Below are 13569 nucleotides of genomic sequence, written 5' to 3'. Positions count from 1 at the left end.
ACGCCCGTATGGTATCGCCAACGGCCCGAGGCCGCCCGAACGACCGGCCGATCTGGTCGGATCGGCCCGGCGCGTGTCGCTCCGAAACGCTAAGCTTGCCGCGCTTCCTGGTAAAATCACGCCTTGTTTGCGCGTACCGCAACGCTTGCCTCTCTGGCCATGTACGCGCATTGCTCTTCTTCAATTCGTCTTCGTCGACGGAATGCGTGCCTCTTTCCCGTGTTGGCGCGCAGTCCGGGCGGTTTGATTTGGCCCATTCCGTGGCGGCACTTGCTGTTGCCGCGGCACAAGGAATCTGCTCATGCATCCCATGCTCAACATCGCTGTCAAGGCGGCTCGCCGCGCCGGACAGATCATCAACCGCGCATCGCTCGACCTCGACTTGATCCAGGTCAGCCAGAAGCAGCACAACGATTTCGTCACCGAGGTCGATAAGGCTGCCGAAGCGGCGATCATCGACACTTTGAAGACGGCCTACCCCGATCATTCGATCCTCGCCGAGGAATCGGGTCGCTCCGAGAACGAATCCGACTACCAGTGGATCATCGATCCGCTCGACGGCACGACGAATTTCATCCACGGCTTTCCCTACTACTGCGTCTCCATCGGGCTTGCGCACAAGGGAATCGTGACGCAGGCCGTGGTCTACGACCCGACCCGCAACGATCTCTACACTGCATCGCGCGGCCGCGGCGCCTATCTGAACGATCGCCGCATCCGCGTCGGCCGGCGCGACCGTCTCGCCGATTCGCTGATCGGCACGGGCTTTCCGTTCCGTGAGAACGACCGGCTCGATGCCTATTGCCGCCTCTTTGCCGAAATGACGCGCTCGTGCACGGGCCTGCGTCGTCCGGGCGCCGCCGCGCTCGATCTGGCGAACGTCGCGGCCGGTCGCCTCGACGGCTTCTTCGAGCAAGGCATCAGCGCCTGGGACATGGCCGCGGGCAGTCTGCTCATCACCGAAGCGGGCGGGCTTGTCGGCAACTACACGGGTGATTCGGACTTCCTGCATATCGGCGAGATCGTCGCCGGCAATCCGAAGATCTACGCGCAGATGGTGCCGATCCTCACGCCTTATAGCCGCTTGTCGCAAAAGGCTTGATACGCCGATTACGGCGATAAGGCATCGCGCGCCCTCACCGTACGCGTACGCCGCCCCCTTGTCTCCTCCGTTTGGCCGTTCGGACGACTGTCCGGATTCCGCGCCGCGATAGACCCTCAAGCCACTCTCGAAGACCCCAGCGTCACGGCCTCCGGCTCGAAGCCGGAGGCCGTGACCGAGCTGACGCTCGTCGTCGCGCTTCCGCCGATGACGCGGCCTTCGATAATCTTGACGTGATATCATTCGGAGGTGATAATCGATGCGCCATCAATGGAAGTTCTCGTTTCACGACGCTTTCGATGCCGAATTCGATTTGCTGCCCGAAGCCGTCCAGGACGAGTTGCTGGCGACGGCGAAGGCGGTTCAACGGTTGGGACCCGACGCGGGCCGTCCTCATGTTGGGACGCTGCACAACCCGAGGCACCCGAACATGAAGGAGCTGCGCTTCAAGGTCAACAATGGAGCGGAAATCTGGAGGGCCGCGTTCGCCTTCGGCCCGGATCGGCACCCGGTTCTCTTGGTGGCCGGAAGCAAACAAGGCAAGAGCGAGCAGCAGTTTTACAGCGATTTGCTGAAACTCGCGAACAAGCGATTCGACGAGCATTTGAAGAGCCTGCAAGCGGCGAGCGCCGTCTTGCAGAACGGGATGCAGAGCAGGTAAGCGAAGGAGAAGCAGACATGGGCAGAAGCTTAGACGACGTGATCGAAGGCCTCCCAGCGGCGCGCCGGCAACGGATCGAATCGCTCGCGGACGAAAAAGTTCAGGAGATGCTGGCCGCGGCCACGACGCTCACCGACATCCGCAAGGCCGTAGGAAAAACGCAAGCGAACGTGGCACAAGAGCTTGGCATCCAGCAAAACGCCATTTCGCAACTGGAACGGCGCTCCGACACCTATCTTTCCACGCTGCGGCGCTTTCTGAAATCGCTCGGACTCGAACTGGAGTTGTCGGTGGTGTCCGAGTCGGGCGCACGGTACTCGCTCGACAATTTTCGTCCGTGGCTGGATGTCGATGCCGCAGTTAACGCGGCGGAAAGCGTTCCGACGCGCGCGGCGAAAAATCGCCCGAATACTGAGCGCCGGCGCGTGACGGCACGCCGCTAGCTTGCATGAGCGTCCCTGGTTTGCATTAGCCATTCGGACGACTGCACGGATTGCCTGCCGAGGTACACTCTCGCCCTATACTCGCAAGCACCAAGAACACGATGGGCAATCCAACTCAGCAGCAGGCATCCGGCGAAACCGATCAGACGCTCGCGAAGCATACGCCGTATATGCAGCAGTATCTGCGCATCAAAGCGGATCACCCCGGCACGTTGCTCTTCTTCAGGATGGGCGATTTTTACGAGCTCTTCTACGAAGACGCGGAAAAGGCCGCACGTCTGCTCGACCTCACCCTCACGCAACGCGGCGCATCGGCCGGCAATCCCATCAAAATGGCAGGCGTGCCGCATCACGCGGTCGAGCAATATCTCGCGAAGCTCGTGAAGCTCGGCGAATCGGTCGCCATCTGCGAGCAGATCGGCGATCCGGCCACGTCGAAAGGTCCTGTCGAGCGCAAAGTTGTCCGCGTGGTTACCCCCGGCACACTGACCGACGCGGCACTGCTCGCCGACAAAAGCGACGTCTATCTGCTTGCGATCTGCCCCGCGCATAACAAGCGCGGCGTCATCAATACGATCGGCCTCGCCTGGCTGAATCTCGCGAGCGGCGCGCTACGTCTCGCCGAAATCGCACCCGACCAGCTCGGCGCCTCGCTCGAACGCATTCGTCCCGCCGAAATCCTCGTGGCCGACGCTCCCGCGGACTTCCTCCCTCCGGGCCTGACCGGTGCGCTGACACGCGTGCCATCGTGGCATTTCGACGTCACGTCGGGCAAGCAGCGGCTATGCGATCAGCTCGATGTGGCAAGCCTGGACGGTTTCAGCGCGGAGTCGCTCACGAGCGCATGCGGCGCGGGCGGCGCGCTGCTTCTATACGCGGCTGCCACGCAGGGCCAACAGCTTCGCCACGTGCGCAGCCTCAAGGTCGAATATGAATCGGAGTACATCGGGCTGGATCCGGCGACGCGCCGCAACCTCGAGCTGACGGAAACGTTGCGCGGGGGCGAGTCGCCGACACTCTGTTCACTGCTCGACACCTGCTGCACGACGATGGGCAGCCGCCTCCTGCGCCACTGGTTGCATCACCCGCCGCGCGACAGCGGTCGCGCGCAAGCACGTCAGCAAGCGATCGGCGCACTGCTCGACGCTCCACCGCAAGCGAGCCTCGATTCGTTGAGAGGGTCATTGCGGCGCGTTGCCGACGTCGAGCGCATTACCGGGCGCCTGGCTCTGCTGTCGGCTCGGCCGCGCGATCTCTCCAGCCTGCGCGATACGTTTGCTGCGCTGCCCTCGCTGCGTGCGCTGGCATCGGACGCCGCCGGCGGCGCCGCGGCGCTCGAACGAATCGCGGCCGCGCTCGAGCCTCCCGCCGAGTGCGTCGATCTGCTCGCGCGCGCCATCGCCGAGGAGCCTTCCGCGATGGTACGCGACGGTGGCGTCATCGCACGCGGCTACGACAGCGAGCTCGACGAGCTGCGTGACATTTCCGAAAACTGCGGGCAGTATCTGATCGATCTCGAAGCACGGGAGCGCGCACGCACTGGCATCGCCAATCTGCGCGTGGAGTACAACAAAGTGCACGGCTTTTATATCGAAGTCACGCGCGGCCAGACCGATAAAGTGCCCGACGACTATCGCCGCCGCCAGACGCTGAAGAACGCCGAGCGCTACATCACCCCCGAACTCAAGACGTTCGAAGATAAGGCGCTGTCCGCTCAGGAGCGCGCACTCGCGCGCGAGCGCTCGCTCTATGACGCCGTGCTGCAGGCGCTGCTGCCGTTCATCGGCGATTGCCAGCGCGTCGCCGCCGCGCTCGCCGAGCTCGATCTGCTGGCCGCGCTCGCGGAGCGCGCGCAAGCGCTCGACTGGGTCGCGCCGACGTTCGCGTCCGAAGCCGGCATCGAGATCGAACAAGGACGGCACCCCGTCGTCGAAGCGCAGGTCGAGCAATTCGTCGCGAACGATTGCCGGCTCGACGCCGAGCGCAAGCTGTTGCTGATCACGGGCCCGAACATGGGCGGCAAGTCGACGTTCATGCGGCAAACGGCATTGATCGCGCTGCTTGCCTACGTCGGCAGTTACATACCGGCCCGGGGTGCGCGTTTCGGTCCTATCGATCGCATCTTCACGCGCATCGGCGCGGCCGACGACCTGGCAGGTGGGCGGTCGACGTTCATGGTCGAAATGACGGAAGCCGCGGCGATCCTCAACGACGCCACGCCGCAAAGCCTCGTACTCATGGACGAAATCGGCCGCGGTACGTCGACGTTCGACGGCCTCGCGCTCGCGTGGGCCATCGCACGTCACCTGCTTGCGCATAACGGCTGCTACACGCTCTTCGCGACGCACTACTTCGAGTTGACACAACTGCCGGCCGAATTTCCGCATGCGGCCAACGTCCACCTTTCAGCCGTCGAGCACGGGCATGGCATTGTTTTTCTGCACGCCGTCAACGACGGGCCGGCGAGCCAGAGCTACGGGCTGCAGGTCGCGCAGTTGGCCGGCGTGCCGGCCGCTGTCATCCGCGCGGCTCGCAAGCATCTGGCGCATCTCGAGCAACAGTCCGTCACGCATGCGACGCCGCAACTCGACCTCTTCGCCGTGGCGCCCTGCGTCGAAGACGCGCCTGACGACGACACGGATGAGGCCAACGACGCGTCGCCACATCCCGCGCTCGAGCGTCTGCGAGCGCTCGACCCGAACGACTTGAAGCCTCGCGAAGCACTCGACCTGATCTACGAGTTGCACGAGATGGCGAGCGCCCAACATTCGCCGCGCTGAGGCATAGGTGATTCATCGCGTCACGCGGATCGTCGCACCCGCCCTCGCGGTTTGCCTGGCCTTGTCGTGCGCCGAAAAAACCGCTGCGGCCGAGCCTCGCTTCGAGTTCGGCGTCATCTCCAGCACCATGCGAAGCGCGGCGGACGAAGCGATGACGCAACAGATTATCGATGCCATCGGTCTCGAGCCGAATATCGCCTTCATCGTCTATGACGGCAATCTCAAGAGCGCCTCGGAGCGATGCGACGATGCCGTCTACGAGCAACGGCAGCAAGTGCTCGAAACATCGCGCGTCCCGCTTGTCGTCGTTCCCGGGCGGCATGACTGGGCCGATTGCGACCGCGCGCAAGCAGGCGGTTACGATCCAACCGAGCGTCTCGACTTCTTGCGGCAGACCTTGTTCGCCGATAACTCGTCCTCGCTCGGGCAATCGACGCTTGCGCTTACGCGTGAAAGCGAAGTCGCACGATTCCATGCCTATCGGGAAAACGTGCGCTGGCAAGTCGACGACACCGTATTCGTCGGCCTGAACGTGGTCAGCGGAAACAATCATTACTCCAATGCCGGCGGCCGAAACGGCGAATACGACGACCGCGCGATCGCGACGGCCTTCTGGCTCGAGCATGCGGCCGAATACGCGCGGCGCCGCCGCGCGCATGCGCTCATTGTCTTCATCGAGGCAGCGCCCGATTTCGAGCGCTACGAGCGTGCGGATCGATTCTCGTGGCTCAGATTCGATCGCAACCGATCTCGAGATGGCTATCTGGAATTCAAGCGAAGCCTGGTGAAAGCGGCCCAGATTTTCCGCGGGCCGGTGATTGTCATCCACGAAGGGCCGAAGCCCCTGCCCCACGGCTTTTCAATCGATCAACCGCTCTTTGACGACAAGGGCGATCGTCTCGCGAATCTGACACGGATCGCAATCGGGCCGCACGACCCCGTGACGCAGTGGATAAAAGTCGATGTGAATTTCGCGAAGGCGCCGCCGTTATTGGTGTCGCTGAGACGGATACCGCAGACCCCGCCTCAACCTGCTTCGCAGTCACCCGCGGCGCCGCTCGAACGGGCTCCGAGCGCCTCGGGCATCATGCCGGTGCCGCCGCCGATCCCACCGGCGGCGCCCGCCGAGCCCCCGCTGCTGCCCAAGCTGGAAGAGCGAGAGCCGGCGACGACCCCGCCGCTCATTGCGCCCACCATCGCACCAACACTGACTCAGCCGCCGGCCGGCATGCCGGGCCGCGGTTCAATGCAAGGTGGGAGCTGACGAGCCGTCCTCGTCATCGTCTTCATCGTCGAGGACTTCGATGCCTTCCGCGCCGTGGGCGTGCGCATGCTCTATCTCGTCGGCCGTGGCGGGACGAACTTCCTTGACCGTCAGAGCGAAGCGCAGCGCCATGCCGGCAAGCGGATGATTTCCGTCGAGCACGACTTTGTCTTCGGCCAGGTCCGTCACCGTGTAGATCAGCGCGTCGATCTCGTCGTCGCTGTCCTCAGGCGTTCCTTCGAACTGCATGCCCACTTCCAGCGGCTCCGGAAACCGGCTGCGCGGCTCGATCTTCACGAGTTCGGGATCGTACTCGCCGAACGCATCCTGCGGCTCGAGCTGGATCTGAGTCTGGAACCCCGGTTCGTGTCCATCGAGCTCTTCCTCGATCTTAGGGAACGTGCCATCATAGCCGCCGTGCAGATAGACCATCGGCTCGTCGCTTTCCTCGATCAGGTTGCCTTGCGCATCCGACAGCTTATAAGCGACCGACACAACGGTGTTCTTCGCAATTTTCATCAAACTCTCCCAAAATACGGTCTCATTATACGATGCCGAAGCGGCCCCTCGACCAACCGATCTCCCCCGCCGCTCCTTCCCGTTCCGCCGTTTCACCGCCCGCGCCCGACCAGCCGACGCCGCTTCTGGCCAACCTGTCGCCCTCGCAATTCATGCGGCGCCACTGGCAGAAAAAGCCGCTGCTCGTGCGTCAGGCCCTGCCTGGTATCGTTCCGCCGCTATCTCGCGACGAATTGTTCGAGCTTGCCGCAAGCGACGACGTGGAAGCCCGACTCATCTCGCATTTTCGCGGCGCGTGGCGTCTCGACCACGGTCCTTTCGATAGTGACGACCTGCCCGGCCTCAAGCGCCGCGAATGGACGCTGCTCGTGCAAGGTGTCGATCTGCACGACGACCGCGCCCGGACGATTTTGGACCGGTTCCGGTTCATTCCTGACGCGCGGCTCGACGACCTGATGATCTCCTATGCCACCGACGGCGGCGGCGTGGGACCTCATTTCGATTCGTATGACGTTTTTTTGCTGCAAGTGCACGGGAAACGGCGCTGGCGAATCTCCGCGCAAAAAGACCTGGCAATGAAAGATGGATTGCCATTGAAAGTTTTACAGCATTTCGAACCGGAAAACGAGTGGGTACTCGAACCGGGCGACATGCTGTATTTGCCGCCGCACATCGCGCACGACGGGGTGGCAATCGGCGAATGCATGACCTGCTCGATCGGCTTTCGTTCGCCGTCGGCCAGTGAGCTCGTCGGCCAGTTTCTCTACCATCTCGCCGAGCGAGGATCGGCGGCGCGGCTCCCTCGTCCCGATGGGCGCTACCGTGACCCGGCGCAAGACGCCGTGACGCGCCCAGCGCAGTTGCCGCAAGCCATGATCGACCAAATCGGCGCGATCCTTGCTCGCATTCGTTGGGATGAGGGCGACGTCGCGTCGTTCATCGGCAGCTATCTCAGCGAGCCCAAGGCGCATGTGGTTTTCGACCCGCCGGAAATCGGCGCCAGCGTTGCCGCATTCACGCGGCAGGCAGCGCGAGCGGGCGTCCGGCTCGATAGGAAGACAGCATTGCTCTATGGCAAGCGCAGCTACTTCATCAACGGCGAGGAACATCGGCTGCCGCCGCGTAAAAAGTGGCTCTTGGAGCTTGCCGACAGACGCCGCCTCGAAGGGAAACGCTTTGTAACACTCTCTGATGATTGGTCAATGACAGCGTTGTTGCACGAATGGTATCTTGCCGGCTGGGTTCGGATCGGCGCATTTGCGTGACAGGGTCCCCACCCGGAGAAAACGTGAAATTTTGTATGTGAAAGGCAACGTATTGACCCCGGTTTGTCGACGGTCAGTACGAAAGTGCATATAATTTCCGCCCAAGCCGTGGGGAAGATTCACGCTCTGATGTGCGTCCCACCAGCGGCTCAAGGTTGGTGTTGAAGCACATTACCGGTAATATTTCGCGCTGTTGCTTACCTTTAACCATAAAAGGACGTGATCATGAAGAAATCCCTCCTCGTTGCATCCCTGTTGGCTGCCGTGGCCCTGGCTGCGTGCAACAAGAGCAGCGACCAGAACGCTGCCGCGCCGGCCAGCGACACGTCGGCCGCTTCGGCGCCGGCCGCCGCTGCTTCGGATACGGGTGCTGCTTCGAGCGCTGCTGCCGCAAGCGAGTCGGCTCCTGCTGCTGCTCCTGCTTCGGAAGCTCCGGCCGCGTCCGCTGCAGCTCCGGCCTCGGGTGCGAGCCAGTAAGCTCGCCGCCTTGATGGCAAGAAAAAACCGGCCTGCGGGCCGGTTTTTTCTTGGCCTCCACGCCTGATTCCCGTTCGCTAGGCGCCAACCAGTTCGAGCCAGGCGAATCCCTCCTCCTGCGACGCGACGACGACGTCGTCGGCCGACGCGCCCAGCACCGTGGCCAATGCCGAACGGGCCAACCCCGGAAGGTTGTTCTGTTGACTCAGATGCGCGGCGACGAGGTGCTTCAATCGTGTCCGGTCCAAGGCCGCGAGAATCTCCGCGGCCGCATCGTTGCTCAAATGCCCATGTTTGCCGCCGATCCGCGCTTTCAACGATTGCGGATAACGGCTGGCGGCCAGCATGCCGAGGTCGTGATTGCATTCGAGCACGAGTCCGTCGCAACCACTCAGCACCTCTGTGATATGCGGCGTGGAAACGCCGACGTCAGTGAGCACGCCCAAGCGATTCGCACCGTCGGAAAAGACGAATTGCAGCGGCTCGCGCGCATCGTGGGGAACTGTATAAGGGCACACCTGCAGATCCCCAATAGCGACGGTCTCATCGCCCCAGAGCACGTGCAAATCGACGTTGGCTTCATCCGCACCGACCGCACGCGCCGTTCCCCAGCTCGTGTAGAGCGGTACGGCCCATTTGCGCGCGACGGTCAGCGCGCTGCCGATGTGATCGCTGTGTTCGTGGGTGATGAGGATCGCATCGAGTTGCTCGATGCAGCGGTTCAGACGTGCAAGGCGCCGTTCGAGCTCTTTGGCCGAGAACCCGCAGTCGAGGAGCACACGCGTCGTCGTCGCGCCGCTATGGGCCTCGACGATGAGCGCGTTCCCCTCGCTGCCGCTGCCTAGGCTGGCAAAGCGCATCGCACGATCAGTTCAGCTGCGTGTGCAGCAATGTCAAAATCCGCTGTGCCTCGGTGGACGTCACGACGTTGCCGCTGGTGTCGACGATCGAGACCTGCGTTTGGGTATCGCTCGTCGGGCGTACGTTGACGAGGAACTGAGGGCCCTGCTTGTCGGCCGTCGGCTTGCGGTAGAACAGCTTGCCGAAAAGGCCGTCGCGCTTGAGCTCCTCGGCCGAATCCGCGTAGCGGACGTAATAGATCCCCTTCGCGCGATCGCGGTTGTCGACGGTGAAATTCGTTCGATCGAGCGCGAGCCCGACACGCAGCCACGCCCGGTCGAACGACTCCGGCAGATCGAGGGTCGTCTCGCCGCCGCTCATCTGGATCTTCGCGGGTGCCGTGGCAGGTCGCGCGTTGGCCAGCAGCTCCTTCGACTGCGCTTCGGTCAAACCGAACTTCTGCATCATCTTCGTCAGGAACACGGCTTCGAGCACGGGGTTGCGCGGCCGCTCGACCCAGCGCGAAGAGTCCTTGTCCTGCCCCGTCAACACTTCCTCGAGCGCGCTATGCGTGATCGAGATATCGGTCGTGCCATCGGGGCCGCGCGCGACGAGCGTGCGAAAACGATCACGCGTGCCCGACGAATAGGCGAAATCGATCAAACGTCCGACGGTGCGGCGGAACCAGTCGTCGGGAATGTTCGCGCGATTTTCCGCCCAGGCCGTTTCCATGATGCCGGTGGCTGGCGCATCGGTTGCCAGTGCGAAGCCGTTCTCCTGCCAGAACGCCTGGAGCTGAGGCCAGAGCTGGTCGGGCGAGCGGCCGTCGACGACGAGCCAGCGGCGGTCGCCGTCGCGCTCGATATGCATACCGTAGGGATCTTGCGCGCTGGGCACGCCTTCGGTCGCGTTGCCGGCGACAGTCTTGTTGCGCTGCGGCGCGCCGCCCAGCGCCGCGCCCACGGGCGGGGCCGTGTACTGCTGCGCCGGCGCGGTGGCAGTCGTCAGATCGCCCGGCACGTTCAGGGGCGGAGCGGAGCCCGTCGCCTTGTAGTCGACCTTATCGCCGGAGAACCAGTCGTTGAGGGTGTCGCACCCGGCAAGCGCGGTGCTGAACGCAAGCACGAGCGCCGTCGTGCAGACGGCGCGAGTGGAAAAAGCGGAACGTTTCATTGAGCCCTTCGTGAATGCCAAGCGCATGCCAGCCGCGGCCAAGCGCGTCAGTCGAGAACGACGTCGGTTAGTTGAATTCAGCTACAGTTGCCGGCTCGCCCCCGAGCGGCCGGCGTCGATACCCGACGCTTCAGCGCAGCGCGCCTGCCTCGCGCAATGCGGCACGCACGACTTCGTGGTAGCGCGCATCGAGCGGCGTCAAAGGCAAACGGATTCCCCCCTCGATTCGCCCCATTTCCTGAAGCGCCCATTTCGCCGGAATCGGATTCGATTCGACGAAGAGATTCTTGTGCAGCGACAGCAAGCGCAAATGAATTTCGCGCGCCGTCTTCGCATCGGCCGCGAGTGCCGCTTTGCAGAGCTCGCTCATCGCGCGCGGCGCAACGTTCGCCGTCACCGAAATATTGCCGTGCCCGCCGAGCAGCATCAGCGCGATCGCCGTCGGATCGTCGCCGCTATAGATGGCGAAGTGGGCCGGTGCGGCCTTGATGAGATGCGCCGCGCGATCGATATTGCCCGTGGCCTCCTTCACACCGACGATGCCAGGAACCTGCGCGAGCCGCAGGATCGTCTCGTTCGACATGTCGGCCACCGTACGGCCCGGCACGTTGTAGAGGATCACGGGAAGATCGACGGCCTCGGCGATCTTCCGGAAATGGCGGTAAATGCCTTCCTGCGTCGGCTTGTTGTAATACGGCACGACTTGCAGCGTGGCATCTGCGCCGACCGACTTGGCGCGCTCGGTCAACTCGATCGCTTCGGCCGTCGAGTTGCCGCCTGCGCCGGCGATCACGGGGATGCGGCCGGCCACCTGCTCGACGGCCGTCTTGATCATGAGAACGTGCTCTTCGACCGTCAGCGTGGCCGATTCGCCGCTCGTGCCGACGACGACGAGCGCATTCGTGCCCTCTTCGATTTGCCAGTCGACGAGCTTGCGAAATGCCGCCAGATCGAGTCCGCCGTCTTCGCGCATCGGCGTGACGATCGCAGGAATGCTGCCGCGAATCCGCACGCCGCCAGAGGTGCTGCCTGATGTGCCGTTAGCCATGAAACGCGATGAATTCGATTCTAAAAGCGCGATTGTAGCGGATTGGCCGGCCAAAATCGTAACGGTGCCGACCCTGAGTCCTTACGAGTATGCAAGGCCCATCGCCTCTCGCACGTCGCGCATCGTCTCCGTGGCGAATTTTCGCGCCTTGTCGCAGCCGTCGGCGACGATTGCCCGAACGAGCGAGGGATCGTCCATGTATTTTTGCGCGCGCTCGAGCATCGGCTGCTGTTCGCGCAGGATGCCCTCGATGACGGGCTGCTTGCACTCGAGGCAGCCGATCCCAGCCGAACGGCAGCCTTTCTGGACCCACTGATGGGTCGCCTCGTCGCTATAGACCTGATGCAGTTGCCACACCGGGCACTTGTCGGGATCGCCCGGGTCGGTTCGCCGCACGCGCGCCGGGTCGGTCGGCATCGTGCGGACCTTCTTCGTGATCGATTCCGCATCCTCGCGCAGGCCGATCGTATTGCCGTAGGACTTCGACATCTTCTGACCATCGAGGCCCGGCATCCGCGAAGCCTCCGTCAGCATCACCTGCGGCTCGACGAGAATGATCTTGCGTGTGCCTTCGAGGTAGCCGAACAGGCGCTCGCGGTCGCCCATCGACAAGCTTTGCGATTCCTGCAGCAGCGCGCGGGCTCGCTCGAGCGCCTCGTCGTCGCCCTCCTGCTGATAAGCGTTGCGCAACTCGTGATAGAGCTTCGAGCGCTTGCCGCCCAGCTTTTTCACGGCTTCTATCGCCTTTTCCTCGAAGCCCGGCTCGCGTCCGTACAAATAATTGAAACGCCGCGCGATCTCGCGCGTCATCTCGACATGCGGCACCTGATCTTCGCCGACCGGCACGAGCGATGCCCGGTACAGCAGGATGTCCGCGGCCATCAGCACCGGATAGCCGAGAAAGCCGTAAGTCGACAGATCCCTGTCCTTCAGCTTCTCCATCTGCTCTTTGTACGTCGGCACGCGCTCGAGCCAGCCGAGCGGCGTGCTCATGCCGAGCAGCAATGCAAGCTCCGCATGCTCGGGAACGCGGCTCTGGATCAGCAGCGTGGCCTGGCTCGGATCGATGCCCGAAGCGAGCCAGTCGATCAGCACTTCCCAGACGTTGTTCTCGATGATGTCCGGTGTCTCGTAGTGCGTGGTCAGCGCATGCCAGTCGACGACGCAAAAAAAGCACGGGTACTCGGCCTGCAGGCGCACCCAGTTCTTCAATACGCCATGATAGTGGCCGAGGTGCAGCGAACCGGTGGGACGCATGCCCGAGAAAATGCGGTCAGGAAACATGGTGTCAGTTCAGGAACGAGGCGAAAGGGGCCAGGATGGCGGTCAAGGCGTCATAGCCCAGCGAGACGAGCGGCCTCAGCCAGATCTTCGTCAAGAGGCCGGATATGACGAGCACCATCACGATCGCAAAGCCCCAGGGCTCGAGCCGTGCCAGGCCGATCGCCTGGCGTGGCGGCAACAGCGCGACGAGGACGCGGCCCCCATCGAGCGGAGGGAGCGGAAATAGGTTCAGCACGCCGAGCACGAGATTCACGCCGACGCCGCCCGCCGCCATTCGAGCGAAAAACGGCTCGTCGACCGAGAAGTATGCGAGCGCCACGCCGACGAGCGCCCAGAGCAGCGCCTGCACGAAATTGCAGGCCGGACCGGCGAGTGCGACCCAGAGGCTGCCCCAACGCGGGTTGCGCAAATTGCGGAATGCGACGGGCACCGGCTTCGCGTAGCCGAACATGAACGCGCCGCCCGTCATGAAATAAAGCAGCAGCGGAATCGCGATCGTCCCGAGCGGATCGATATGGCGCATCGGATTGAATGACACGCGCCCCATCATGTAGGCGGTGTTGTCGCCGAGCAGCCGGGCTGCATAGCCGTGAGCGGCCTCGTGCAGCGTGATCGCGAAAACCACCGGCAGCGCGTAGACCGCGATCGTCTGTATCAAAGAAGAGAAATCCATAGCGGGGCCTATTGTAACAAGGGGGCCAAGGCGTGACGCC

The 13569-nt window shown here is 63.3% G+C and carries 13 protein-coding genes; 7 read left to right on the top strand and 6 right to left on the bottom strand.

Annotated features, from left to right (window positions below):
* Window positions 1-301: 301 nt before the first annotated feature.
* The 5 genes from C9I57_RS15495 to C9I57_RS15475 all read left to right on the top strand — a co-directional run bounded on the left by C9I57_RS15495 (window position 302) and on the right by C9I57_RS15475 (window position 6250).
* Complete coding sequence (locus C9I57_RS15495) at window positions 302-1102, top strand: inositol monophosphatase family protein (RefSeq protein ID WP_107151548.1); 801 nt, start codon at window positions 302-304, stop codon at window positions 1100-1102.
* Between the two features lie 259 nt (window positions 1103-1361).
* Window positions 1362-1763: a type II toxin-antitoxin system RelE/ParE family toxin gene (locus tag C9I57_RS15490; RefSeq protein ID WP_107151547.1), complete on the top strand. Its 402-nt coding sequence runs from the start codon at window positions 1362-1364 to the stop codon at window positions 1761-1763.
* 17 nt (window positions 1764-1780) lie between these two features.
* Window positions 1781-2206 (top strand): XRE family transcriptional regulator, encoded by a 426-nt coding sequence (locus C9I57_RS15485; RefSeq protein ID WP_107151546.1) that lies wholly within the window; start codon window positions 1781-1783, stop codon window positions 2204-2206.
* 101 nt (window positions 2207-2307) lie between these two features.
* The gene (gene mutS / locus C9I57_RS15480) at window positions 2308-4986 is read left to right on the top strand and encodes a DNA mismatch repair protein MutS (protein ID WP_107151545.1); all 2679 of its coding nucleotides are present in this window, start codon (window positions 2308-2310) and stop codon (window positions 4984-4986) included.
* A 151-nt stretch (window positions 4987-5137) separates the two neighbouring features.
* Window positions 5138-6250, top strand: a complete 1113-nt coding sequence (locus tag C9I57_RS15475; protein ID WP_440130210.1) for a hypothetical protein — start codon at window positions 5138-5140, stop codon at window positions 6248-6250.
* On the opposite strand, the gene C9I57_RS15470 is transcribed toward C9I57_RS15475, so the two are convergent.
* Window positions 6230-6769: an FKBP-type peptidyl-prolyl cis-trans isomerase gene (locus C9I57_RS15470; RefSeq protein ID WP_107151543.1), complete on the bottom strand. Its 540-nt coding sequence runs from the start codon at window positions 6767-6769 to the stop codon at window positions 6230-6232. The two genes, C9I57_RS15475 and C9I57_RS15470, sit on opposite strands and share 21 nt — an antisense overlap.
* A gap of 32 nt (window positions 6770-6801) precedes the next feature.
* Between C9I57_RS15470 and C9I57_RS15465 the strand changes: the two genes are divergently transcribed.
* Entirely contained in the window at window positions 6802-8034 is a 1233-nt protein-coding gene (locus tag C9I57_RS15465) for a cupin domain-containing protein (protein ID WP_258187657.1), read from the top strand.
* Window positions 8035-8259: 225 nt separating this feature from the next.
* Window positions 8260-8511: a hypothetical protein gene (locus C9I57_RS15455; protein WP_035468533.1), complete on the top strand. Its 252-nt coding sequence runs from the start codon at window positions 8260-8262 to the stop codon at window positions 8509-8511.
* 77 nt (window positions 8512-8588) lie between these two features.
* Here C9I57_RS15455 and C9I57_RS15450 read toward each other — a convergent pair whose 3' ends face one another.
* From C9I57_RS15450 to C9I57_RS15430, 5 genes are all read right to left on the bottom strand, one after another.
* Window positions 8589-9371 carry an MBL fold metallo-hydrolase gene (locus C9I57_RS15450; RefSeq protein ID WP_107151542.1) on the bottom strand — a complete coding sequence of 261 codons (783 nt, stop codon included), beginning with the start codon at window positions 9369-9371 and terminating at the stop codon, window positions 8589-8591.
* Between the two features lie 7 nt (window positions 9372-9378).
* The gene (gene bamC, locus C9I57_RS15445) at window positions 9379-10524 is read right to left on the bottom strand and encodes an outer membrane protein assembly factor BamC (protein WP_107151721.1); all 1146 of its coding nucleotides are present in this window, start codon (window positions 10522-10524) and stop codon (window positions 9379-9381) included.
* A 130-nt stretch (window positions 10525-10654) separates the two neighbouring features.
* The gene (dapA, locus tag C9I57_RS15440) at window positions 10655-11572 is read right to left on the bottom strand and encodes a 4-hydroxy-tetrahydrodipicolinate synthase (protein WP_107151541.1); all 918 of its coding nucleotides are present in this window, start codon (window positions 11570-11572) and stop codon (window positions 10655-10657) included.
* A gap of 81 nt (window positions 11573-11653) precedes the next feature.
* Window positions 11654-12856, bottom strand: coding sequence for a tryptophan--tRNA ligase (locus C9I57_RS15435; RefSeq protein ID WP_107151540.1), 1203 nt, complete (start codon window positions 12854-12856; stop codon window positions 11654-11656).
* 4 nt (window positions 12857-12860) lie between these two features.
* Window positions 12861-13529 (bottom strand): site-2 protease family protein, encoded by a 669-nt coding sequence (locus tag C9I57_RS15430; RefSeq protein WP_107151539.1) that lies wholly within the window; start codon window positions 13527-13529, stop codon window positions 12861-12863.
* Window positions 13530-13569 lie beyond the last annotated feature (40 nt).

Origin of the sequence: Trinickia symbiotica, assembly GCF_003028655.1 — a bacterium.
Taxonomy (GTDB): Bacteria; Pseudomonadota; Gammaproteobacteria; order Burkholderiales; family Burkholderiaceae; genus Trinickia; species Trinickia symbiotica_A.
The sequence above is the reverse complement of the archived record's forward strand: the minus strand, read 5'-3'. Positions and strand labels throughout refer to the sequence as shown.

Coding starts and splice junctions, on each gene's coding strand:
- C9I57_RS15455 (WP_035468533.1), top strand. CDS start 8,260: ATGAAGAAATCCCTCCTCGTTGCATCCCTGTTGGCTGCCGTGGCCCTG.
- C9I57_RS15495 (WP_107151548.1), top strand. CDS start 302: ATGCATCCCATGCTCAACATCGCTGTCAAGGCGGCTCGCCGCGCCGGA.
- C9I57_RS15490 (WP_107151547.1), top strand. CDS start 1,362: ATGCGCCATCAATGGAAGTTCTCGTTTCACGACGCTTTCGATGCCGAA.
- C9I57_RS15475 (WP_440130210.1), top strand. CDS start 5,138: ATGACGCAACAGATTATCGATGCCATCGGTCTCGAGCCGAATATCGCC.
- C9I57_RS15430 (WP_107151539.1), bottom strand. CDS start 13,529: ATGGATTTCTCTTCTTTGATACAGACGATCGCGGTCTACGCGCTGCCG.
- dapA (WP_107151541.1), bottom strand. CDS start 11,572: ATGGCTAACGGCACATCAGGCAGCACCTCTGGCGGCGTGCGGATTCGC.
- bamC (WP_107151721.1), bottom strand. CDS start 10,524: ATGAAACGTTCCGCTTTTTCCACTCGCGCCGTCTGCACGACGGCGCTC.
- mutS (WP_107151545.1), top strand. CDS start 2,308: ATGGGCAATCCAACTCAGCAGCAGGCATCCGGCGAAACCGATCAGACG.
- C9I57_RS15435 (WP_107151540.1), bottom strand. CDS start 12,856: ATGTTTCCTGACCGCATTTTCTCGGGCATGCGTCCCACCGGTTCGCTG.
- C9I57_RS15465 (WP_258187657.1), top strand. CDS start 6,802: ATGCCGAAGCGGCCCCTCGACCAACCGATCTCCCCCGCCGCTCCTTCC.
- C9I57_RS15485 (WP_107151546.1), top strand. CDS start 1,781: ATGGGCAGAAGCTTAGACGACGTGATCGAAGGCCTCCCAGCGGCGCGC.
- C9I57_RS15450 (WP_107151542.1), bottom strand. CDS start 9,371: ATGCGCTTTGCCAGCCTAGGCAGCGGCAGCGAGGGGAACGCGCTCATC.
- C9I57_RS15470 (WP_107151543.1), bottom strand. CDS start 6,769: ATGAAAATTGCGAAGAACACCGTTGTGTCGGTCGCTTATAAGCTGTCG.